17 protein-coding genes and 4 pseudogenes are annotated in these 20818 nt (G+C 71.6%); 10 read left to right on the plus strand and 11 right to left on the minus strand.

Annotated elements, in window-relative coordinates; all coding sequences use genetic code 11:
- Nucleotides 1-90: 90 nt before the first annotated feature.
- Complete coding sequence (locus OV079_RS50865; protein WP_267777794.1) at nt 91-579, plus strand: DUF3592 domain-containing protein; 489 nt, start codon at nt 91-93, stop codon at nt 577-579.
- Between the two features lie 344 nt (nt 580-923).
- Nucleotides 924-1946: a ferritin-like domain-containing protein gene (locus tag OV079_RS50870; RefSeq protein ID WP_267777796.1), complete on the plus strand. Its 1023-nt coding sequence runs from the start codon at nt 924-926 to the stop codon at nt 1944-1946.
- Between the two features lie 137 nt (nt 1947-2083).
- On the opposite strand, the gene OV079_RS50875 is transcribed toward OV079_RS50870, so the two are convergent.
- The 3 genes and pseudogenes from OV079_RS50875 to OV079_RS60060 all read right to left on the minus strand — a co-directional run bounded on the left by OV079_RS50875 (nt 2084) and on the right by OV079_RS60060 (nt 5769).
- Complete coding sequence (locus OV079_RS50875) at nt 2084-2818, minus strand: Rossmann-fold NAD(P)-binding domain-containing protein (protein ID WP_267777799.1); 735 nt, start codon at nt 2816-2818, stop codon at nt 2084-2086.
- Nucleotides 2819-3015: 197 nt separating this feature from the next.
- Entirely contained in the window at nt 3016-4263 is a 1248-nt protein-coding gene (locus tag OV079_RS50880; RefSeq protein WP_267777800.1) for a hypothetical protein, read from the minus strand.
- Between the two features lie 127 nt (nt 4264-4390).
- A pseudogene (locus OV079_RS60060) lies at nt 4391-5769 on the minus strand (pyridoxal phosphate-dependent decarboxylase family protein).
- A gap of 1098 nt (nt 5770-6867) precedes the next feature.
- On the opposite strand from OV079_RS60060, the gene OV079_RS50900 reads away from it, so the two are divergent.
- From OV079_RS50900 to OV079_RS50910, 3 genes are read left to right on the plus strand one after another with little or no spacing between them, the layout of a single operon-like run.
- Nucleotides 6868-7059, plus strand: coding sequence for a hypothetical protein (locus OV079_RS50900; protein ID WP_267777806.1), 192 nt, complete (start codon nt 6868-6870; stop codon nt 7057-7059).
- Between the two features lie 8 nt (nt 7060-7067).
- Nucleotides 7068-7463 (plus strand): hypothetical protein, encoded by a 396-nt coding sequence (locus OV079_RS50905; protein ID WP_267777807.1) that lies wholly within the window; start codon nt 7068-7070, stop codon nt 7461-7463.
- An 11-nt stretch (nt 7464-7474) separates the two neighbouring features.
- Nucleotides 7475-7963 (plus strand): monooxygenase, encoded by a 489-nt coding sequence (locus OV079_RS50910; RefSeq protein ID WP_267777809.1) that lies wholly within the window; start codon nt 7475-7477, stop codon nt 7961-7963.
- Between the two features lie 281 nt (nt 7964-8244).
- Here OV079_RS50910 and OV079_RS50915 read toward each other — a convergent pair whose 3' ends face one another.
- Both OV079_RS50915 and OV079_RS50920 read right to left on the minus strand, forming a co-directional pair.
- Complete coding sequence (locus OV079_RS50915; protein WP_267777811.1) at nt 8245-8658, minus strand: tetratricopeptide repeat protein; 414 nt, start codon at nt 8656-8658, stop codon at nt 8245-8247.
- A gap of 231 nt (nt 8659-8889) precedes the next feature.
- Complete coding sequence (locus OV079_RS50920) at nt 8890-9531, minus strand: TatD family hydrolase (RefSeq protein ID WP_267777812.1); 642 nt, start codon at nt 9529-9531, stop codon at nt 8890-8892.
- Nucleotides 9532-10000: 469 nt separating this feature from the next.
- Here OV079_RS50920 and OV079_RS50925 point away from each other — a divergent pair, with 469 nt between their 5' ends.
- The 3 genes and pseudogenes from OV079_RS50925 (at nt 10001) to OV079_RS50935 (ending at nt 13941) form a co-directional block, all read left to right on the plus strand.
- Nucleotides 10001-11422 carry a hypothetical protein gene (locus OV079_RS50925; protein ID WP_267777813.1) on the plus strand — a complete coding sequence of 474 codons (1422 nt, stop codon included), beginning with the start codon at nt 10001-10003 and terminating at the stop codon, nt 11420-11422.
- An 858-nt stretch (nt 11423-12280) separates the two neighbouring features.
- Nucleotides 12281-12457: pseudogene (locus OV079_RS60065) on the plus strand (winged helix-turn-helix domain-containing protein); the annotation flags it as partial.
- 575 nt (nt 12458-13032) lie between these two features.
- Nucleotides 13033-13941: a hypothetical protein gene (locus tag OV079_RS50935; RefSeq protein WP_267777815.1), complete on the plus strand. Its 909-nt coding sequence runs from the start codon at nt 13033-13035 to the stop codon at nt 13939-13941.
- Here OV079_RS50935 and OV079_RS50940 read toward each other — a convergent pair.
- From OV079_RS50940 to OV079_RS50965, 6 genes and pseudogenes are all read right to left on the minus strand, one after another.
- Nucleotides 13899-14441, minus strand: a complete 543-nt coding sequence (locus OV079_RS50940) for a hypothetical protein (protein ID WP_267777816.1) — start codon at nt 14439-14441, stop codon at nt 13899-13901. The two genes, OV079_RS50935 and OV079_RS50940, sit on opposite strands and share 43 nt — an antisense overlap.
- Before the next feature lie 197 nt (nt 14442-14638).
- Nucleotides 14639-15124, minus strand: a pseudogene (locus OV079_RS50945) (alpha/beta hydrolase family protein); the annotation flags it as partial.
- A 443-nt stretch (nt 15125-15567) separates the two neighbouring features.
- Nucleotides 15568-16788 (minus strand): annotated as a pseudogene (locus OV079_RS60070) (DPP IV N-terminal domain-containing protein); the annotation flags it as partial.
- Between the two features lie 46 nt (nt 16789-16834).
- The gene (locus OV079_RS50955) at nt 16835-16993 is read right to left on the minus strand and encodes a hypothetical protein (protein WP_267777818.1); all 159 of its coding nucleotides are present in this window, start codon (nt 16991-16993) and stop codon (nt 16835-16837) included.
- Nucleotides 16990-17439, minus strand: a complete 450-nt coding sequence (locus tag OV079_RS50960) for a hypothetical protein (RefSeq protein ID WP_267777819.1) — start codon at nt 17437-17439, stop codon at nt 16990-16992. The genes OV079_RS50955 and OV079_RS50960 overlap by 4 nt, the downstream gene beginning before the upstream one ends.
- Entirely contained in the window at nt 17418-18218 is an 801-nt protein-coding gene (locus OV079_RS50965; protein ID WP_267777820.1) for an aminotransferase class I/II-fold pyridoxal phosphate-dependent enzyme, read from the minus strand. The genes OV079_RS50960 and OV079_RS50965 overlap by 22 nt, the downstream gene beginning before the upstream one ends.
- Before the next feature lie 249 nt (nt 18219-18467).
- Here OV079_RS50965 and OV079_RS50970 point away from each other — a divergent pair, with 249 nt between their 5' ends.
- Both OV079_RS50970 and OV079_RS50975 read left to right on the plus strand, forming a co-directional pair.
- A complete protein-coding gene (locus OV079_RS50970) occupies nt 18468-19661 on the plus strand; it encodes an FG-GAP repeat domain-containing protein (protein WP_267777822.1) in 1194 nt (397 codons plus the stop codon).
- Complete coding sequence (locus OV079_RS50975) at nt 19571-19840, plus strand: hypothetical protein (protein WP_267777823.1); 270 nt, start codon at nt 19571-19573, stop codon at nt 19838-19840. The genes OV079_RS50970 and OV079_RS50975 overlap by 91 nt, the downstream gene beginning before the upstream one ends.
- Nucleotides 19841-20818 lie beyond the last annotated feature (978 nt).

Raw genomic sequence — 20818 nt, forward strand, 5'->3', positions numbered from 1 at the left:
CGCCTGGGCGTGGTGCCATACGGTCTCCGGCGCTCGCGCGCTGGAGGTCGCGCACGCCCCGGCGAGCCGGCGATCTGCGAGAATGCGGCCGTGACCGCCGCGCATCCAGGCACCCGCAGGTCCTCGTCGGGAGTGCTCCTCGGGCTTCGCGTCGGAGTGCTGATCGGCGGAGCGATCACCTACCTCGGCGTCGTCGAGACCGAGGCGAAGCTGCGCCTGCGCAGCGGCGGCGACATCGTCGAGGCCGACGTGGTAGGCACGCGGGTGATGACGGGGCGCAGTACCACGTATGAAGTGCGGTACGCGTTCACGCTCCCGGGCGCGGCGGAGACGTACACCCTCCGCGACGCGACCGGCCGCGAGGGCCTGTGGACGGCGCTGCCCCGGGGCGACTGGGACAGCGCCCGCGCGTCGAGGAAGCTCGCGGTGCGCTTCCTGCCCGAAGATCCGTGGGTGAGCCGCCCGGTGAACTCCGGCGCCGCGCCGCTCGGCGACTCGATCGCCGGGATCGTCCTCGGTCTGCTGATATGGGTGCCCTCGATGGTCTTGTTCGTCCGGGTCCTCCGCAGCCGCGCGTGAGCGCGCACGCGGCCCGCACACGCGTGGACGGGCGAGGCGCGCCCGCGAGCCGTACGACGAATGGGGGCGCGCGGCGGCCAGGTTCGCCGCCGCGCGGCGGCGACGCGGGCGATCGCGCGATCTGTCTCGAGAGACATGTTGATACTGAATATCATTTTAGAGGTGGTGTCGTGCGATTGGCGGCGAATGCTCGATGTCGCCAGATGGGCGGCGGGCGGGCGGATGGGCGGGCGCCCGCCGGTGCATCGCATGCTATTCTGCTCGAACATCGTGCTTGGTCGCGGTGATCGAGCGTGATAGACCCACGGCTTCGACGCTCGATTGCCGAGCGGTGGAGACTGGGTATGCAGAATCAGGATTGGACGCCCGAAGCCCTCGCCGATCACCTTCAGAAGGCCGTGTACCTCGAGATGTGGACCATTCCGCTGTACCTGACGGCGGCCTATTCGTTGCAGGTGCCGGGGTCGGACGCGATGAATCCCCCCGGGCTGCAGTCGGTGCGCAACCCGAGCAACCGCAGCCCCGAGCAGCTCGCGTTCAACAACATCTACTCGATCGCGATGCAGGAGATGCTGCACCTCGAGCTGGCCTCGAACCTGTTCAACGCGCTGTTCGCCGCCAGGGGGTACGCGCCGAAGTTCACGGGCGAGTGGGCGCCGCGCTTCGACGGGTTCCCGCCGTGGATCGCGGGGACGGTGCCCGTGCAGCTCGGGCCGGTGAACGAGGCCCAGATGCGGCTGCTGGCCGCGATCGAGACGCCCGAGCCGAAGACCGACCGGCCGCCGAACGGGCCGCAGCAGGTCTACGATTCGATCGGGCAGTTCTACAAGGCCATCGAGCAGGGCATCGACGCGCTGTGGGACCGGCTCTACGACCCCGCGGCGGACCACCGGCAGAAGAGCGAGTTCGCCGACCCCAGTTATCCGGGCGCCGACTACACGGGCTTCAGCGCGACGATCTCCGGCGACAGCGCGTCGGCGCGGAAGACCGCCGACCAGATGATCCAGGCGATCATCGGCCAGGGCGAGGGCAGCAGGGGTCCGTTCATCGAGCCCGACCTGCGCCCGGAAGATCTGAAGGATCTCGAGGACCGCTTCAGCCACTTCGCCCGCTTCCGCATGGTCCAGGCGATGCTGAAGTTCGGCGAGCCGCTGAAGATCTACCCGCAGACGGGCAGCGACGGGCTCGCGACCGCGCAGCAGCGGCTCAATGCCGGCTTCACGTCCCTGCTGCAGGCTCTGGAGCAGGGCTTCGCGGGCGACGAAGGGCTGAATCTGGCGAGCATGTGGGGTCTGCCCCGCAAGATCGTCGGGGTCTGGGCGGCCGGCGGCGTGCCGGAATTCCAGTACGTGAAGCCTGGCGCGTAGCGTCGATTCGCGCGCGGCGCAATCATGGCCGCTCGGCGACTGGCGCCGTCGAGCGGCCTCGGGCTTGCAGGCGGACCGCGGCGATAGCTGTCGGCTCGCCCGTCGCCGGCGCCAGGGACTTCTGATTGGCGCCGAGACTATGGCTGCCCGCTGGCGATCAGCGCCATCATCTCCGGGTAGTGATACGTCGCGCTCGTCGCGGGGTGGTGCTTCGCCGCGGCGATCATCGCCCTGGCGATCTGTTCCACGCGGATCGACTTGTACTTCGCCGGCGTGAGGAACGAAAATAGCGGCAGCGTCTTCTCGAGCAGCCACGGCGTGTGCTGCGAACCGATGATCATCGCGGGCCGGAACACGCTCACGATCGCCGGCCCGCTCGCGCGCACGGCTTCTTCGGACTCGCCCTTCACGCGGTTGTACCTCGACATGCCCGCGGCACCGCTGCCGCTGGGCTTCGCGGTCGGGTCCGCGCCCGCGGCGCTCATGAACGCGAGGTGCCGGACCTTGCCCGAATCTCGCAGCCCCCGGGCGAACGCTTCGTTCAGCGCGACGTCGACCGCGCGATGCTCCTCGAGCGTGAGCTTCGCCGTGCCGGCACCGACGCCGAGCACGCTGAATCCCTCCACGTCGCCGTCGAGGTCCCTCGCAGCGTCGATCGTCGCCGCGGCCAGGGCCGCGGGGTTCATCTCGGGGACGAGTTTTTCCTCGAGGCTGCGGCCGGCGGTGCGAGCCATCGCCACGACCTCGGGCAGCGAGCGCCGCGACAGCGTGATGACGGCGTCGAATCCGTCGTCGTGGAACAATTCGCGGAGCAGGGCGGCGCCGACCGAGCCGGAGCCGCCGAGGACGATCGCGGTGCGTTTGCGAGACATGGCGGCGCGATGATACTCGGAGTCGGTCTGCCCGGTCTGCACCCCGTGGGCCGACCTCGACGATCGCGGCCGATGGGTGCGGGGAGCGGCGGCTCTCGTGCCGAGCATGGCGACATGGCCGGGTCTCGATGGCCACATGTCTGAAGAGACATGTCTGCTTGCCCCGGCCCGGCGTCGAGGCGGCCCGAAGTGTGCTGTCAGTCCCGCTTCGTCGCGACGCCGTCGCGGCGATGCCGGCGGCGCCGACGAGCGAGCGCCAGGAGGCTCATCCAGGCGAGACTGGCCGACGCGGTGGCGTCGCACGAGCAACCGCTCGCGTCCGAAGTGAGGGCCGGTCCGGTCGACGAGGCAGGCTCGGTGGTCCCCGCGGCGTCGGCGGAGGTGCCCGCCGTCGCCAGCTCGCTCGTCGTGGACGTGCTCGTCGTCGAGGTCGTCGCTCCGCCCGGCTCGCCGGTCGTGCCGTCGCCGCTCGTGTCGCAAGGCGCGTTCACGAAGGCGGCCTCGGGGTCGCAGCCGGCGGTGGTGTCGGAGGTGGTGCCGCCGGAGCTGCCCGGGAGGACCGTGAGCAGGTTGAGCGGGTAGGCGCTGAAGGTCCGCTGCATCGGGTCGGTGACGTCGACGCGGAGCGCCACGGTGCGTCCGGACGTCTCGGGCGGGGGCAAGAACTGCAGGCTGAAGGACTCGCCCTCGACGGGGATGTCCTCGCCGTAGAGCTTCCAGTCGAGCCCCCCGGTGCCGGTGATCGACCAGTAGACGCTCAGCGTCGAGCCCGGCAGCGCGCGGGTGCAGCCGTCGATCGCGTAGGTGTCCTCCGCGAAGGTGAAGTCGAGCGTGGTCGTCACTGCCGCCGCCGGACCTACCGCGGCCAGGTCGAGCCCGTCGACGACGTGAACCACGCCCGGCCGCTGCGAGTAGATGTTGACCGCCGGCTCCCAGGTGTAGCCCTGGACGACATAGGCCCCGGCCGGGAGCGCGGTGGTGTCCCAGTCGACGCCCTTCCTCGCCTCGGCGAACGTGATCGGCCGGCGCGCGTCGTCCGGCGTGATCGGGAACCAGCAGTCCTGCCACACGCTGCTGGTCTCGAGGACGGCGTCGTCCTCGACCAGCATGGGGTCGACCAGCATCTTGGCCGCGGCCGCCTCGACATCCTTCCAGGTCAGCCAGATCGGCAGGAACTCCTCCCGGCTGTGATCGCGGCAGAAGGCGACGAACTGGTGGCGACGACTGTCGGCGACCTCGTCGACGGTCACGTCCACGTCCTCGTAGGGCACCCCGTACGCCAGGTGCAGCATGACCTCTTGCTGGCGGTCCACGACCGTGAGGCAAGGGGTGGTGTCGGGCCAGGCGACCGGCGTGCGCGGCTCGAGACCGTTCGCGGCCGACGCCGCCAGCGGGGTCGCGATGACCCCCACGAGCGCCAGCGACGGGAGCGATCCGCGGATCATGAGCGACACGGTACCACGTGTCGATCGCGCGGGCAGGCGCCTCCGCGCGGCGCCGCGATGCGGGGCGGCGATGGTGGCATGGGCGAGTCGACGACGAGCGTGTGTCCGGGCGAGGTCAGGTGACCCGTCAAGCGGATGCGAGGGCGCCTGCCCGGGCCCGCGCCGCCAGTCCTGCGACGCGATCGTGCAACCAGGTCACCCAGCTCGCTCTCGGGCTTCATCAGCGCGCTGCGGAGGATCCTCGCGCTCGCCGCGTCCTTCACCACCGACGCATGCCTCTGCTCGAGCGCCTCGCCGGTCACCCGCAACGTCGACAGGAACACCGGATCGCGCTCGCGCATGCCGGCGTGCAGCACCGCCGCGCTGGCCGCATCGATCGCGGTCATCGTCGGGCGGTCCAGGGTCGGGAAACAGTTGACGATGTCCAGCTCCGGCGGCTGGTACAGGGTCAACGCCTCGCTGGCTTCGATCCGGCGCGCCCAGTCGCGGGCCGCCCGCAGGTTGGCCGCGAGCACGGCGCCGAGGCCGTCCGCGGTCAGCGGCAACAGTCGCTGCGTCAGCCACAGCGCGGCCGCGGCGGCGCCGGCCCGCGAGCACTCGAGGCTGATCTCGCCCAGGTGAAGCTCGCCCGACGTGAAGTAAGTGTAGGGCGAGTCGTGGCGATAGAAGCGGCCGACCGCCGGATCGCGGAACAGCACGGCCCCACACCCATAGGGCTGCAGGCCGTGCTTGTGCGGGTCGATCGCCACCGAGTCGCAATCGGCGAGCGCGCGCACGGCTTCGGGTCGAGCCCGTCGGGGCTCGCCCCGCGAGCAGCGCATAGAACCCGCCGTACGCCGCGTCGACGTGGACCTCGCCCGTGCGCGCGCGCAAGAGGGACGATGGCGTCGAGCGGGTCGATCGCGCCGAGGGAGGTGGTGCCGAGCGTTGCGACCACGGTCCCGACCTCGCCGCGGGCGAGCAACTCGGCGAGCGCGTCGAGGTCCATGCGGCCCCGGGCATCGGCGGGCACGGATCGGGTCGGCACGCCCAGCAGGTGGCCCATGCGCGCGTGCGTGTAGTGGCTCTCTTCGCTGAACGCGATCGCCCGGCCCGGATGGGTCTCGCGCGCGACGAACAGCGCCTCGAGGTTGGCGATCGTCCCGCTCGAGGTCAGGTGACCCAGGTGCTCGTCGAACCCGAGCATCCGCGCCAGCGCGTCGACGGCCTCTCGCTCCATCACCGCGGTCGGCGGTCCGCCGTCGAGGGCGTGGTTGTTGGGGTTGATCAGCATGGTCGCCAGATAGCCGACCACCGCCACCGGATGCGGCGGCTTTATCATCTGCCCCGCGTAACGCGGGTGAAAGAACGGGTGATGCCGGTGAGACGTTCGCTCAGCTCGGCCAGGCCGCGCGCGAGCGCGTCCGGACCGATCTCGAGCGACGGGTGAGACTCATAGGCGCCAAAGCCCGCCTGCCACTCGGCCACTGCATCGACGGCGCACACCGCCCAATCCCGGAAATTCAGCGAGGGTCGCCTCTCAGGTGCCGCGGCGCCGACCTCGGCCCGGGCGGGCTCGTGGCGCTCGTCGGCGAAATCGCTCGCGTGGGGCATGAGCGTGGCGGACGATACCGTTCGCAGGCAGGCCGGGTCGAGCCCGGCGCGAACTTCGGCCTCGTCGCCGGGCGCGCAGGCAGCCGGCCTGCAGGAGCGTGAAGAACGATCCGCTGACCGCTCCGTCCCCGGCGCACGACGGCCGCGGCGAGGAGCGCGATGCGGCGGCGCCGACGCCACCGCGCGTGCATCTGCCGCCGGGGAGATCGTGACATCGCGCGGCCCGGCGACTCTCGTCATTGCTCGCCGACGCCGATGCGCCGCGCCGTCATCGCCCCGGCGCGCCGGAGGTGCCGCTCCAGCTCGGCGAACGCGAGGGAGCGTGACGACGTCGGGGAGGCCTCACCGCGGCGGCCTTCGAGCGCTTCGCCGACGCGCTCCCCGCGAATCCGTGTACGTCGTGGGCGTGCAGAGGCGACGGCGATGGATCCCCCTCGCGAGCGCCTGCATGTCCTCGTGGCGATCGGGAAACCCCGCGTGAGTCCTGCTCGCAGGTCGACATCGAGGCGATGCACCTGCGCGTGTCGGCGAGTCCGGGTGAATGACTCACCGAACGCCGCGCGCCTCGCCTCGTGGCGGACGCTCCGCGTCGACCGGCGAGATCCTCCAGGCGCTCTGCCGCATGCGTTTCGCGGACCCTGGTCGTCGGGCGGGCGCGACACCTGTGGCTCCCGCATCCACTCGAGCTCCCCTGCGAGCATGCGACGACTCCCCATCGCAATCGTGGCAGGCCACGTGGGATTGACATGGGCCGGTGGCTGCGCCGGCGCATCGTCCGACGCGCCTTCCGACAATCCCACCTACGCATCGTCCGACACCTCGGCATACGCAGCGGATGCTTCGACCCTGGTGTCGTCCGGCGCGCCTCCGGATGGTCCGACATACCTCGGGACATCGCGCCGATCCTCGCCGAGAGGTGCACGGAGTGTCATCGCTCGGGGGATCGCGCCGTTCGCCCTCAGTACATACGAAGAGACCGCACCTTTCGCCGCCCTGATCGCCAGGACCGCCGTGGAGCGCTCGATGCCGCCGTTCAACCTCGACAACAGCGGCGGCTGCAATACCTACGTCGGCGCGCCCTGGCTGTCCGAGGCCGACATCGCAGCGCTCGCGACGTGGGCGCAGGCCGGCGCCCCCGCCGGCGAAATCACGGGGCGAACTTTCGAGGGCCTGCCTGCCTGGCGGCTCGATCGCGTCGACTGACCCTCACGATGCCGACGCCGTACGCCCCGGCTCAGCCGATCATCGACGACTACCGCTGCTTCGTCCTCGCGCCCGAGCTGGCCGAGGACGCGTTCGTCACCGCCTTCGAGGTGCGCCTCGGCCGGCCCGACGTGGTCCATCATCTGACCCTCTACGCGCTCGACTCCGCGGAGGACGAGCAGGCCGCCGCGGACCTCGACGCCGCCGAGGAAGGCCCCGGGTACACGTGCTTCGGAGACACGATCGTGCCGTCGCGCTGGCTGGTCGGCAGCGGCCCGAGCGACAAGGGCGGCGACTTCCCCGCCGGGACGGGGCTGCGCATCGGCGCCGGGCGCAAGGCCGTGCTGCAGATGCACTACACTGGCAGAACGGAACCGCGCCCGACCGCACCGCCGTCGACCTGAAGCTCGAGCCGGTGGTCGAGCGCGAGGCCAGCATCGTCCGCGTCGCCGATACGCAGCTCGATCTCCCGCCCGGCTCGCCCGCGGCGACGGAGTCCCATGCCATGACGATGGACGCCGATTACACGCTCTGGGGCGTGTGGCCACACATGCACAACCTCGGCAAGGAGCTGCGGGTGACTGCGAACCATCGGGGGAGCGAGTCGTGCCTCGCTCAGGTGAATCGCTACCAGTTCCACTGGCAGCGGTTCGCGTTCTACGAGCAGCCGCTGCGCGTCCTCGCCGGCGATGTCCTGCGGATCACCTGCACGTACGACACCACCAGCCGCGACACGACGACCCGGTGGGGCTTCGGGACCGACGACGAGATGTGCATCGGCTTCTTCTACATCACGCGGACGGATGAGGTCGACGGAGCGGGCGTCGGGCTTCAGCGCTCGTCGTCGTCCTCGGAGTCGAGGTCGTCGAGCTCCGCGATGGAGGGGATTCGAACGTCACGCTGAGCAAGAACTTCCGGTCCAGCGCGGCGACCTGGGCGCGGAACTCCGTGAGCGCCGCGACGAAGGCCCGCGCGAGGTCGGCCGGGGCCCTGGCGGCGCACTGCGGGCACTGCAGCGGCTCCGTCCCGTCGATGAGCGCCTGCGCGTTCAGCTCGAAGCTCGCTTCGCACTTCTGACACGTGAGATCGATGATCACGATCGCGCGATTACCCAGGCGCCCGGCCGCTGTCAACGCCGCGGCAGCCGGCGGGGGCGGCGTGCGGGCCGTCCGAAGGCGGGCGCGGTCATGTGTTCTCGGGCTCGTCGGCTGCGCCGCGGAGCTCGTCGCGGTACCAGGCGAGCGCGCGGGCGTAGCGGAGCAGCGAGGGCGAGCCGGCCTTGAGCGCGAGCGCGACCTCGAGCATGGTGGCGACAGCCTCGGCGTGGCGGCCGAGGCTGTGCAGGGTCAGCGATTCGAAGCAACGCGTGGCGGGGTCGCCGGGACGCTCGGCGTCGGCCCGGCGGAGGATGTCGAGCGATTCGTCGAGGCGGCCGACGTTGCGCAGGGTGGAGCCGTAGCCGAGGAGGAAGGCGACACGGTCGTCCGCGGGGCCACCGAGGGCCCAGGCCCGGTCGTAGAAGGCGATCGCCTCGCGCTCGCGGCCGGCGGTGTCGAGGGCGTAGGCCTGGCGTACGAGTTCGCCGATGTCGTCGCTCATGACCGCCGTATAGCACGAGCGCTCGCCACGCGCTCGCGTATCAGGAGTTCCTCCATCCGCCGGACGTGTGGGGGCGGCTGTTCGAATGACGAGATAAGACATGCGCTTCAGGACATGTCGCCACGGACATGTCCATTCATTTATGAAGCCACACGGCCCCGCGCGGCCCGACTCGACCGCGAGCGCTCCCGGGGCGGAGAAGAGTCGGGGCCGTGGAAGCCGGGCGTCGGCTTAGCCCGTGGCGAGCTTCAGGCCGAAGAACGCGCACGCCGTGGCGGTGCTGCTGGCCGCCAGCGCCTCGACCGTCTCGCTTCGGGCCCTCGCCACTGCCGCGGCCACGTGCGCCAGCAAGGCCGGCTCGTTGCGCTTGGGGGTGGGCTTGAGGTCGCGCGGGGCGAGGAACGGCGCGTCGGTCTCGATCATGAGGCGGTTCGCGGGGATCGATCGCACCAGCTCGCGCAGGTGCAGGCCGCGGCGCTCGTCGCAGATCCACCCGGTGATGCCGATGTGACAGTCCAGGTCGAGGTAGCGATGCAGCTCGGCCCTGGTGCCGGTGAAGCAGTGCACCACCGCGTCGCACAGCCGCGAGCGGTGCTCGGCGAGGATCTCGGCGAAGCGCGCGTGCGCCGAGCGCTCGTGCAGGAACACCGGCAGGCCGGTCGTGGCCGCGAGCTCGAGCTGCGCCGCGAAGCACCGCTCTTGCGCGGGACGGGGCGAGAAGTCGCGGTCGAAGTCGAGCCCGCACTCGCCGATCGCCAGCACCTGCAGGCCGCTCCGCGAGCTTCGCCAGGCGCGCGGGCGCGTCGGCCTCCCAGTGCCTGGCGTCGTGCGGATGCACCCCGCGGTGGCCGACAGGAGCCCCGGGTGCGCCACCGCCAGCTCCACCGCGTGGCTGCCCGGCCAGGCTCGTGCCCGTGACCACCATGTGGGCCACGCCCGCCCCACGCGCGCGGGTCAGCACTGCCTGCAGGTCCGAGGCGAACGAGCGGTGGGTGAGGTTGACGCCGATGTCGATGATCGCAGGGGGCACGCCGGTCTCCGGCGGCCATGATACGCGAAACACACCCCGGCCGCGCGGCGCCGTCCCCATGCGGCGGCCCCATGCGGCAGACCCTGCGGCAGCGGCCGCTCGCTCGGCCCCGCCGCGCCCCCCGACGGCGAAATGACGGGATTTTTTCCGCTCGGTGCGGCGCTTGCTCGGCGGGCGCGGGCGTCGGCGCGGCCCTCCGGCCTGCCCGCCGCTTCGGAGCTCGACGATCATGCACTCGACCCATACGATCGCATTCACGCTACTCGCTATTGCATCACCGCCGCCGCGGCCCTGGCGACGCTCGCCGGCCTCGTGCCCGCGGCCCACGCCGACCCCACGCGGATGTGGGGCACCTACGACGGCGGCTCGGCCTTCGAGACCGCGCGCGGCGTCGTCCTCGACGAGGACAACAATGTCGTCACCGTCGGCGACATCGCCTCGACCAGCGGCCTCGCGGCCAGCTCGTTGCACGACTCGACCCACAACGGCGGCCACGACGCCTTCTTCACCAAGTTCGACGCCGGCGGCAGCCAGGTGTGGGGCAACTACTACGGCGGCAGCGGCGACGACACCTTCCACGACGTGGTCTACGACGAGGACGCCGCGGTCTACTACGCCGCCGGCGGCACCCGCTCGGCCAACACCGTCAACGACGTGATCGCCACGCCCAGCACCCACCAGACCTTCCTCGACGGCGAGGGCGACGCCATGCTCGTCAAGTTCATCGGCACCGGCTTGCGCCGCTGGGGCACGTACTTCGGCGGTAGCGGCCACGAGGAGGCCTTCGCCACCTGCCTCGACTCTCAGGGCGATGTCTACATCGTCGGCACCACCACCTCCGACGACCTCTTCGACGGCGTCCTCGACTTCACCCCGCACGACGACACCCTCGACGGCACCGTCGACGCCTTCGTCGCCAAGTTCTCCGGCGACACCGGCCTGCTGCTGTGGGGCACTTACTACGGCGGCAGCGCGGGCGAGACGCTGGCGTACGACTGCGGCGTCGGCTCGGACGACGCCGTCTACGTCGGCGGCTACAGCACCTCGGCCAACAACGAGCTCGACGGCGCCTTCTTCGACACCCACGGCGGCGGCCACGACGCCTTCCTCGTCCGCTACGACACCGACGGGGTGCTCGAGTGGGCCACCTACTTCGGCGGCAGCGGCGACGATCAGGGGCGCGGCGTCGCCGTCGACACCACCGGTCCCGACGACCTCGTCTACCTCGCCGGCGTCGCCGGTTCGACCAGCGGCATCGCTTCGGGTCCCTTCGCGCTGACCAGCAAGTCCGGGGTCACCGACGCGTTCCTCGCCCAGTTCGACGTCGACGGCGACATCCCCGTCTGGTCGCGCTACTGGGGCGGCAGCGGCTTCGATCAGTTCGAGGGCATCGACGCCGCCGGCGAGGTCTACCTCTCGGGCGCGACGACCTCCTCGGGCCTCTTCAGCAGCGGCTTCGACAACACCTACGCCGGCTCGGTGTGGGACGGTCTGTTCGTCAACTTCGAGGCCGACGGCAGCGAGGTCTGGGGCTCGTACAACGGCGGCGACGGGACCGACGAGGCGGTGCTCGCGGTCGACCAGCGGTTCGACACGCTCGTCGGCGTCGGCGGCACCAACTCGAGCAGCAACACCGGCATCAACGCCGCGACCGCGCCGGCCACCGTCCACGACGCGACCTACGACGGCAACTACGACATCTTCATGACCTTCATCCGCCTGTTCACGATCTGAGCCGCGAACCATCGGGCCGCGGCGAGCGCTCGCGGCCCGACGCGACCGGCCGCATCGAGGTGCGCGCCCATGGCGGCGGTGATTCGAGGGTGGTGAGACTCGCTGCGACTCGCGCGGGTCTCGCGGGCGAGCCCCGGGCGGGTGGTTCTGCCCCTGGAATCGCTATTGTTTCGCAATCGGCGTTGCGCCGAGGGCGGCTGCTGGAAACATTCCCACCCTCGCACGGGCCGCTCGGGGCTCAGGTCGCGCTCAGAAACATGTTCTATTGGGCGGATCTGCGTGATCGTGATCGGGGGCTGGCCGGCGGGGACGTGCGGGCGCCATCCCCCGTTCGGCTCCGATGCGCGGAGATCGGGCAAAAAATGCCAATGGTGGTCGCCGCCGAGGCTGCCTCGGAGAGGCCGGTCTTTTCGTGCCATCTCCCGTCTATGACGGCACCGAAAGGTGGCTGCGAGAACGTGTTGCACGGACAGGGCACATCGATCACGGGCCCGACGCGCCGATGGACAAGGGTTTTCCCGCGCAGTACATCGTTTCGGGACGGCGGCGCGCGGCCCCGGCCATGCGCCGCGGATTCACCTTTTTCGCCGGCCTCGAAGCCACCGGCGCATTGTCGCGGGTCGCCGTCGGGCACGTGCGAGCTCCGAAAGCCGGCCCGGAGTGACTTGCGCCGCCTGCTCGGTGCATTCGAGCGCGGCTTCATGGCTCAGGCCGCTGCGCCGGCGCTGCGGCCGGTCGCGCCGCGACTGCGCATTTCGATACGCAGGCCGGCGGGGCGGCGCTCCACCATTGACGCCTCCCGCTCCATGCCGCAACATCGAAGACCCCCCGAACGCATTGGACGGATGGTGCGAGCTCATGCCCGAAGATCAAGACAGGTGGACCTTCCTGACCAACCACGCGCATGTTCTGCTGTGTCTGGCGAGAGACCCCGGGATCCGTCTGAGCGACGTCGCGGCCGAGGTCGGGCTCACCGAGCGCGGTGTGCAGCGAATCGTGAAGGAGCTGACGACCTCGGGTTACATCACCCGCGAGCGCAACGGTCGGCGCAATCGTTATTTGGTGGATCACCGCCAGCCGTTGCGCCGCTCGATCGCCCACCATCGGCAGGTCGGTGACCTGCTGCGGTTGGTCACCGGCGAAGTGCCGCCATTCGACTCCGAGGTCGCGGAGGGCCGAGATCCGACGCGGATCGTCTCGGCGCCGGGAGCAGGGGTGGGGCGAGGTCGTGGCCAATCAGGAGCCGTCGGCAGGCTCGACGAGCGGCGCTCGCGGCGAAGGCACCGTCGGGCACACGCGCTACGGCGCGGCGTGATCGGGCGCGGCGCCGGGTCCGCCGGCGTCACGAGTTCGTCGTGTCGTCGGCCGCGTCGGCGGAGCGCATGCCCGCCACGCGAAGATGCGCCGCCGCGTCACGGGTACGACCGCGCGGCCGTCGGGGGTGAGGGCGGCGCGCATCGAGGCGAGCTCGACCTCGGACCCCGGCGTGGAGGGCTCGTGGTGCCTCCGGCAGCGCCGCAGAGCCCGCCTGTCCGGCGTTTGCGGGCGGGGATCGGCTCGGGCGCTCGCCGATCGCCGACCTGGCACGCGCGGGGTAACGTGGCGCTCCAATGCTCGCACCTCGTCGCCTCGCGCTCGCCGCAGCCCTGTTCGTCGCGTGCGGCGAGCCTTCGTCCGTCACCGGCGAAGGACAGCCCACCACCGGGACGTCGACGACGAGTCCTTCGGGACAGGTGGAGCCGACCACCGGCGACGAGACGAGCACGGGGAGCTCGTCGACCTCCGGGCCGTCGACCACGACGACGTCCACCTCGGGCACGACGACGACCGGGACGACGGCGGTCGACGACACGGCGACCACGGGCGGCGACTCCTGCGTGGACGTCGCCGATTGCGAGCAGAGCGGCGGTGATTGCACGAAGGTCCAGTGCCTGGAGCTCGAGTGCGTCCGCGTGGACCTGGAGCCCGGAAGCGAGTGCGGGCTCGGCGTGTGCGACGGCAAGGGCAGCTGCGTCGAATGCAACGTGCAGGCCGATTGCGACCCCGGGGAGCTCTGTGAGGACCACGTGTGCCACGCGCCGGACTGCTTCGACGGCGGCAAGAACGGGCTGGAGACGGATATCGACTGCGGCGGGGCCTCCTGCGAGGCCTGCGAGGCCGGCCAGAGCTGCGAGGTCGGCGACGACTGCCAGAGCTCGTCTGCGCCGACGAGGTCTGCCTGGCGCCGACCTGCAGCGACGGGGTGCGGAACGGCGACGAGAGCGACGTCGACTGCGGCGGGCCGCTCTGTCCCAAGTGCGAGGACGGCAAGCACTGCAACGAGGGCGACGACTGCCTCGCGGGCAGCTGCGAGAACCCAAGTGCGCCCCGAATTGACGGGGCGCCGGAGGTGCCGCGCGACGCGGCTGCCGCCCGTTCGCGAGGTGCGCATTGCCGCGGTTCTGGCGAGCTGCCCGCGAGGTCGCAGGAACCCGCTTCAGGAGACGCGGGCGGCGGCCACCGCGACGAAGGTCGAGTAGGGCGCGAGCGCGGCCTCGAGGGCCGCATCGAGCGTGTCGTTGCGAAACTCCGCGTCGCCGGCGGCCTGGACCGGCGTCGTGAAGAAGGCGTGGCCCGCCCGCAGGCCGGCGTGGCTCGCGGCGACGAAGGCGTCGCCGGGCTTCGCGTCGTGGACCCCTGCGGCGAGCTCTTCGAGGACGCCGTCGCGTTCACGGTAGCAGCGCGCGCCGCCGCTGGTGGCCACGTGCGCGCCGCCTTCGCCCAGGAGCACGACCGCCACGCCGGAAGCGTAGGGTGGCGGTGGTGCGGCCTTCGCCAGCGTCGCCGCGGCGCCGTCGGTCGCGTGAGCCACGCGCGCGAAGGCCCCCTTGACGCTCTCGAGCGAGGGCGTGGCGAGATTGCCTTGCACCGCGATGAGCGCGACGACGCGGCCGTCTTCGGTCGCACGCGCCTCCACGGTGGATGCCGCGTCGGTGTCGGTGCGCCGCCCGTGCACGATGGCCCCGTATTGTGTCCCCATGGCCGGCATCGTACCCGGATCTCGGTGCGGGAGCAGGAGGAACGAACGAGGTCGTTCGCGCGGCGAAGCGGCGAACGCGCGAGACGCAGCCCGATCTCGAGGCCCTGGGCGTGCTCGCGGGGCGCGGCGAGGCGCCGCTTCGCGCGGAGACCCTTCGCCACGCTCGCAGACGCGCTGCATGCTGCGAGCGACGCGGTCTACCGCGGTGGGCCGAGCTTGTCGGCGAAGAATCGCCGGACGTCCTCATAATAATAGCGGCGCGGTTCGGGGTTGTGGCCGGCGCCGGGCATGATGAGGAGCTCGAAGCGCTTGTCGGCCCGGATCAGGGCGTCGGCCATGCGCATCGTGGTGGAGAGCGGGGCCTGATCGTCGCTGGTGCCGTGCATGAGCTTGAGGGCCCCGCGCAGGTTGCCGGCGAGCGCGAGGTTCGACCCGGCCTCATAACCGGCAGGGTTGGCCGCGAGCAGGCCGAGGTTGGGCTCGTTGCACAGGGCGTCCTCGGTGAGGTCGCCGGGGGCACCGGCGTAGCCGGCGACGAATCGTTCGGGCGCGCCGAGCATGGCCCGCAGCGCGAAGTAGCCGCCCCACGAGTGGCCGTAGACGCCGAGGCGGTCCAGGTCCATGTACGGGCGCGTCGCGGCGGCCTGGTCGAGAGCGGCGAGGTGATCGGGGATCTCCAGCTGGCCGAGGCGGCCGTACGTGGTGTCCTGAAACGCCTTGCCGCGCCCGGGGGTGCCGCGCGTCGAGGATCATGACGACGAAGCCCATCTGCGCCAGGCCCTCGGCGATCCGGCTCTCGGAGGTGCCGACGTAGCTCCACGGCACGACGGAGACGAACGGGCCGGCGTAGATCACGTCGATGACGGCGTAGCGCCGTCGCGGATCGAAGTCGACGGGCTTGAAGAGGGCGCCGTGGAGCGTGGTCACGCCGTCGGCGGCGGTGGCGACGATCGCCTCGGGCGGCCGGTAGCCGAGCGCCGCGTCGGCGCTGGCGTCGGCCTCGGCGTAGCGGAACGCGGCGCCGTCGGCCACGGAGACGACGTCCACGCGCGCGGCCGGGCGCGCGCGAGTGGCCGTCGATGTAATGATCGCCGGACGGCGAGACGCTCGCGCGGTGCATGCCGGAGTCGGCGGAGAGGCGAGTCAGCGCGCCGCCGGCGATCGGGGCGCGATAGACGAGGCGATCGTAGGGCGCGGCCGATTCGGCGGACGCGACGACGAGCAAGGCGTCGCGCTGCGGCGTGACCGCGAGGACCTGATGGACCGGGAACGCTCCGCGGGTGATCTGCCGCGCGAGCTCGCCGCTATAATCATAGCGGTAGACGTGGCGCCAGCCGTCGCGCTCCGACATCCACAGCAGGCCGTCCGTGAGCGGCACGACCTGCTGCTGCCATCCTCCCACCTCGAACCCGAGGTCGGCGACGAAGCTGTCCGGCCGCTCTTCGCGGACGACGAGGCGCGCGGCGCCGGTCGCGGGCGTGACCGCGAGCAGATCGAGCCGCTTGCCGTCGCGGGAGAGCCGCAGGACGAGGGCCTCGCTGCCGTCGGGTCGCCAGCCGGCGAGCCAGTCGTACGATTCGTCGCCGGCGAGCGCGGCCTTCACGACGCGTCCGGTCGCGGGTTCGACGAGGTGGAGCTCGGCGCGCACCAGCGGCGTGCCGGTCTTGACGTACGGCACCTGCTTCACCGTCTCGAGCGCGCTGGTGTAGTCGACGATCGGGACCTTGTGCACGGCCCGGGCGTCGTGGCGCCAGACCGCGACGAAGCGGCTGTCGGGCGACCACGCGGCTCGCGGGAGCTTCCAGCTCGCGTCGGACTCGCCGTCGCGGGCGATGACGACGCGGCCGTCGGCGGCCAGGACCGCGAATCCGTCGCCGCGCCGGACGAGCAGGGCGCGGCGATCGGGCGCGAGCACGGTGTCGGGCGCGAGCAGGTGGATTGCGACGTCGTCCTCGGCGAGGGCGACGACCCGGCGATCGGCGAGGCCGAGCGCGAAGTTTCGATCCGCGACCCGGAACACGAGCCGCGCATTGTCCGGGGCGAGCGCGACTGCAGGTAGTGCTCGGGCACGGTCAGGCCCGCGAGCGCGGCGCGCAATTCGGCGGGGGCCAGCAATGGGCCGACGGTACGGGCCTGCGGATCGACGACCTCGAAGGTGCCGCGATTCGGACCGACGCCGGGCCAGTGCACGAAGCGGCCGTCCGGCAGCCAGACCTGCCCACTGAGGCTGTCGCGGATGCCTTCGGGCCGGCGGAAGAATCGCTCGACGCGATCGAGGCGGGCCTCCAGCGAATCGGCGACGGCGGGCTGGGCAGGCTCGGCAGGCCCGCGCGTGGGAGCGTCGCACGCGGCGGCCGAGATCAGCGTTGCGCCGAGGACGAGGGTGCGGTGAATCATCGCAGGGCGCTCCAGGTCGGGCTGTCCAGCAGCTCGGCGAGAATGGTGAGACCGCGCCCCAACTCGGCGCGCGAGCGGGCCGCGCCGAGCGAGACGCGGACCGCGTTGGGGGCGTTGCCGGGGCGGGCGGCGAACACGTGCGAGGGGCCGATCAACAGGTCGCGCGCGTGGGCCTGCTCGACCAGCTCGAGGGCGCGGCGCTGCGGCGGGATCTCGAGCCACGGAAGTACGCCGTCGGGTGCGCGCGATACGGCCAACGGCCGAGCTTGTCGGCGGCCAGCCGCTGACGCGCGGCCGCCTCGGCGCGTCGGGCGTCGCGGATCGCGGTCGCGGTGCCGTCGGCGATCCACTGCACCGCGATCTCGGCGAGCAGCGGCGAGCCCGACCACACCGTCGCCGCAGCCGCGGTCTCGAGCGTGCGCCGGGCGGTCGCAGGGGCGCGCAGGAAGCCGACGCGCAGCGCGGGGACGGTGGCCTTCGACAGGCTCGTGATGTGCCAGGTGCGCTCGGGCGCGAGCCTGGCCAGCGGCGGCGGTGGAGCGGCGACCAGGGGCGCGAGCGCGGCGTTCTCGACGATCGTCACCCCGTACTCGCGGCACACGGCGACGATCGCCAGTCGGCGCTCTTCGGCATCACCGCGGTGGTCGGGTTGTGATGCGTCGGCGTGCAGTACAAGACCTTGGCGCCGCTGTCGCGACAGGCCCGCGCGAGCGCGTCGGGCACGAGGCCGTGCTCGTCCAGCGCGACCGGGTGCGTCGGCAGGCGCAGCCATCCGGCGGCCGCGAGGGCGCCGGGGTAGGTGAGCTCCTCGACCAGCACGCCGGCCGGGCAGGCGAGGGCGGCCAGCGCGAGGACGGTGGCATGCTGGGCGCCGCTGCACACCGTGACCTCGTCGGCGTCGGCGTCGACGCCGGTGATGGCGAGCCAGCGCGCACCGGCGGCCCGCTGGGCCTCGCTGCCGCCGTGCGCCTGGTAGCCGGCGAGGGCCCCGAGGTCGGCGCGCGCGGCGAGGCCGGCGAGGGCGGCCGCGAGGGCGCAGTGACCGAGGTCGCCGGCGACGAGCGGCGCCGCGGTCGGGCCGAGGTCGATGCGCGAGCGATCGAGCATCGGCGAGTAGGAGGCCGGGTCGGTGAGGTCGCGGACGAAGGTGCCGCTGCCGACCTGGCTGCGCACGAGGCCGCGCCGCTCGGCCTCGGCGTAGGCGCGGGTGACGGTCCCGATCGAGGCGCCGACCGCCGCCGCGAGCTCGCGGTGCGTCGGCAGGCGCTCGCCGGCGCGCAGCTTGCCGCGGGTGATGTCGGCGGCGAGGGCGTCGGCGATGGCGGCGTAGAGCGGCCCCTCGGCGCGGCGCAGGCGGGGAGTCCAGGACGTGGCAGGCACGGTGCGTCTCAGGATAGAATTTTAATTGTCTCAGGACAATTTTTGAAGCCGGCGGTCGGGCGCGTCGGCCCGCGCGGCCGCTCCTCTCGGCGTGTCATCGTCCGAGCGGTCGACCTCGTGCCTGCGCACCTTCGGCGGAAGGGGGTCCGGCTCGACCCGAGACGCGGTCTCTCTGTGATGCGTGGGGGATTCTCGCGCCTCGTTCGTCGAGCGCTTCGCCATTCTGCTGCTGGGCCTCGGATTGACCGCGTGGAGGGCTCGTGGTCAGGTGGGGCACAGGACGTGTGCGGCCACTCCGGGCTCGCGGCCGGCGACATCGACGGCGACGGCCAGGTCGAGCTCGTGGTCGTGACCACCGGCGGCGCGGTCAAGGTGTTCGAGCACGACGGCACCCCGAAGTGGACCAGCCCGACGTACATGCTGCACTGCTCGACCTCGCCGGGGATCGCCGACTTCGACGGCGACGGGTCGCCGGAGGTGTTCGCGGGCTCGGTGCTCCTCGACGCCGACGGCAACGAGCGCGGCGTCGGTCCGCACGGCAACGGCTTTCGCATCTCGCTGGCCGCCGACATCGACGAGGACGGCCAGCAGGAGCTCGTGGTCGGCAACGCCGCCTACGACGGCCTGGGCGGGGTCGAATGGTTCAACATGGAGAGCGACGGGATCCCCGGCGTCGCCGACTTCGCGGGCGACTCGAAGCCGGAGATCGTCGTCAGCGCGGCCGGGACGGTGCGCCTGCAGGACAACCAGGGCGTGGTCCTGTGGTCGTCCATGGTCCCCGGCGGCGGCGGCGGAGCGCCGACGATCGCCGACTACGACGGCGACGGCGAGCCCGAGACCGGCGTCGCCGGCAGCGAATTCTACGTGGTGTTCGACACCGACGGGTCGCTGATGTGGCAGGCCCCGATCTCCGAGACCGAGTCGGCCACCGGCTCGATCGTCTACGATTTCGAAGGCGACGGCATCGCCGACGTCATCCACGCCGACGAGAACCGCGTGTGGGTGTTCTCGGGGGTCGACGGCGCGGTCAAGCTCGAGTTCGCCGGCCACGGCAGCGCGACCCAGCTCGAGTCGCCCGCGGTCGCCGACGTCGACGGCGACGGCCAGGTCGAGATCGTGTTCGGCAACAACCAGTTCTACGACCCGGCGGCGCCGAAGGGGATCTCGGTCATCGGCGACGAGGCGCTGTCGTGGCGGCCGGGGCGGAAGATCTGGAACCAGTTCGCCTACTCGATCACCAACGTCGCCGACGACGGCACCATCCCGGCGATGCCGGTCCACAACTGGACCGCGCACAACAACTACCGCTCGGGCGACGACTCCCGCCCGACGGCGCCGCCGCGCCGGACGTCGTGCTCGAGGCGTCGATCTGCCAATACCAGTGCCAGGACACCGCGCTGCAGCTATGGGTCAACGTCGGCAACGCCGGCGCCTCGCCGCTGACCGCCGGCGCCACGATCGAAGTCTACGGGGACATGGGCGGGCAGGAGACGTTGCTCGCCTCGCAGGGGTTCTTCGAGGTGGTCCAGCCCGGCGAGTACGCGACCGCGATCGGCTTCGACGTCGACGGTGCGGGCTACGACAGCCTGGTCGTCCGCGCCGTCGCCGGCGAGGAGGAGTGAAGCTCGACAACAACGCCGCCCTGCTGTCGACGCCGTTCTGCAACCCGCCCGGCTGACGGGCCCGGTGCGAGGTCGACAGATCGCAAGCTCTGCGACCGTCGACCTCGCGCGCCCAGGTGCCACTCGCGTTGCGGCGTTCTCGGCACCCGGGACTCCCCGTGATCGGCGCTCGCACCCTTTCGGTTCACGGCGTTCGTCCTCATCGCGGCGCGACGGCGATGCAATCACGGGTAACACCTGCAGGTCCCCGGTGAGCGACTCGAGCAGTTACCCTGCGCGAGCGAAGGCGTCGGCGAGCGACCTGAGACGGAGGCGTGTCGGGCATTGCCGGACTCGCCTTGCTCCCGTCGTGTTGCCAATCCTTATCCATGCGGTTCCGGGCCGCGGATTGCAGACCTTCGGGCATATCGCCGAATGGCCCATGCGCGTGTTCGCGCGCGCGGGCGTCTCCCTCGAGAAATGACCGACAGACCAGTCGAGTGGCCCTACTGCCCCGGGTGGCCACGATCGCGGCGATCCGTCGGAACGGTCGATCCATCGATCGCGTGATCCGTCGCCTGCCGGCACGACACTACCGCGGCCGCCGGAGCGGCGGCGAGAAGTTGTAATCTTTCGTTCGTTCCCGGTACCTTGCTACGGTGGAGCTGCGATGATGCGTTTGGTTTTGCCGCTCGGCGGTTGTCTCCTTCTCGCTGCCTGTCCGTCCGATCCCGTCGCCAACACCTCCGACGGCGACGCGACCACGACGGCGGCAACGACCACCACCACGTCGCCCGGCACCGGTAGCACCGGGGACGGTCCCGGCAGCACCGGGGACGTTCCGACCAGCACCGGTGACGATTCGCCGACGACCGACGCCTCGACGTCGACGACCGGCGAGGACGAGGAGCACTTCGAGCCCGCTCCGGGCGGCCTGCGCCGGCTGCAGCGTCATCACTATGTCGGCTCGGTCCGCTACCTGCTCGGTGACGCGGCCGC

Origin of the sequence: Nannocystis pusilla (assembly GCF_026626665.1) — a bacterium.
Classification (GTDB): Bacteria; Myxococcota_A; Polyangia; order Nannocystales; family Nannocystaceae; genus Nannocystis; species Nannocystis pusilla.

Bases quoted from the DNA above. Each gene is read 5' to 3' on its own strand.
- OV079_RS50870 (WP_267777796.1), top strand. From the start codon at position 924: ATGCAGAATCAGGATTGGACGCCCGAAGCCCTCGCCGATCACCTTCAG.
- OV079_RS50875 (WP_267777799.1), bottom strand. From the start codon at position 2,818: ATGTCTCGCAAACGCACCGCGATCGTCCTCGGCGGCTCCGGCTCGGTC.
- OV079_RS50880 (WP_267777800.1), bottom strand. From the start codon at position 4,263: ATGATCCGCGGATCGCTCCCGTCGCTGGCGCTCGTGGGGGTCATCGCG.
- OV079_RS50905 (WP_267777807.1), top strand. From the start codon at position 7,068: ATGCCGACGCCGTACGCCCCGGCTCAGCCGATCATCGACGACTACCGC.
- OV079_RS50915 (WP_267777811.1), bottom strand. From the start codon at position 8,658: ATGAGCGACGACATCGGCGAACTCGTACGCCAGGCCTACGCCCTCGAC.
- OV079_RS50935 (WP_267777815.1), top strand. From the start codon at position 13,033: ATGCTCGCACCTCGTCGCCTCGCGCTCGCCGCAGCCCTGTTCGTCGCG.
- OV079_RS50940 (WP_267777816.1), bottom strand. From the start codon at position 14,441: ATGGGGACACAATACGGGGCCATCGTGCACGGGCGGCGCACCGACACC.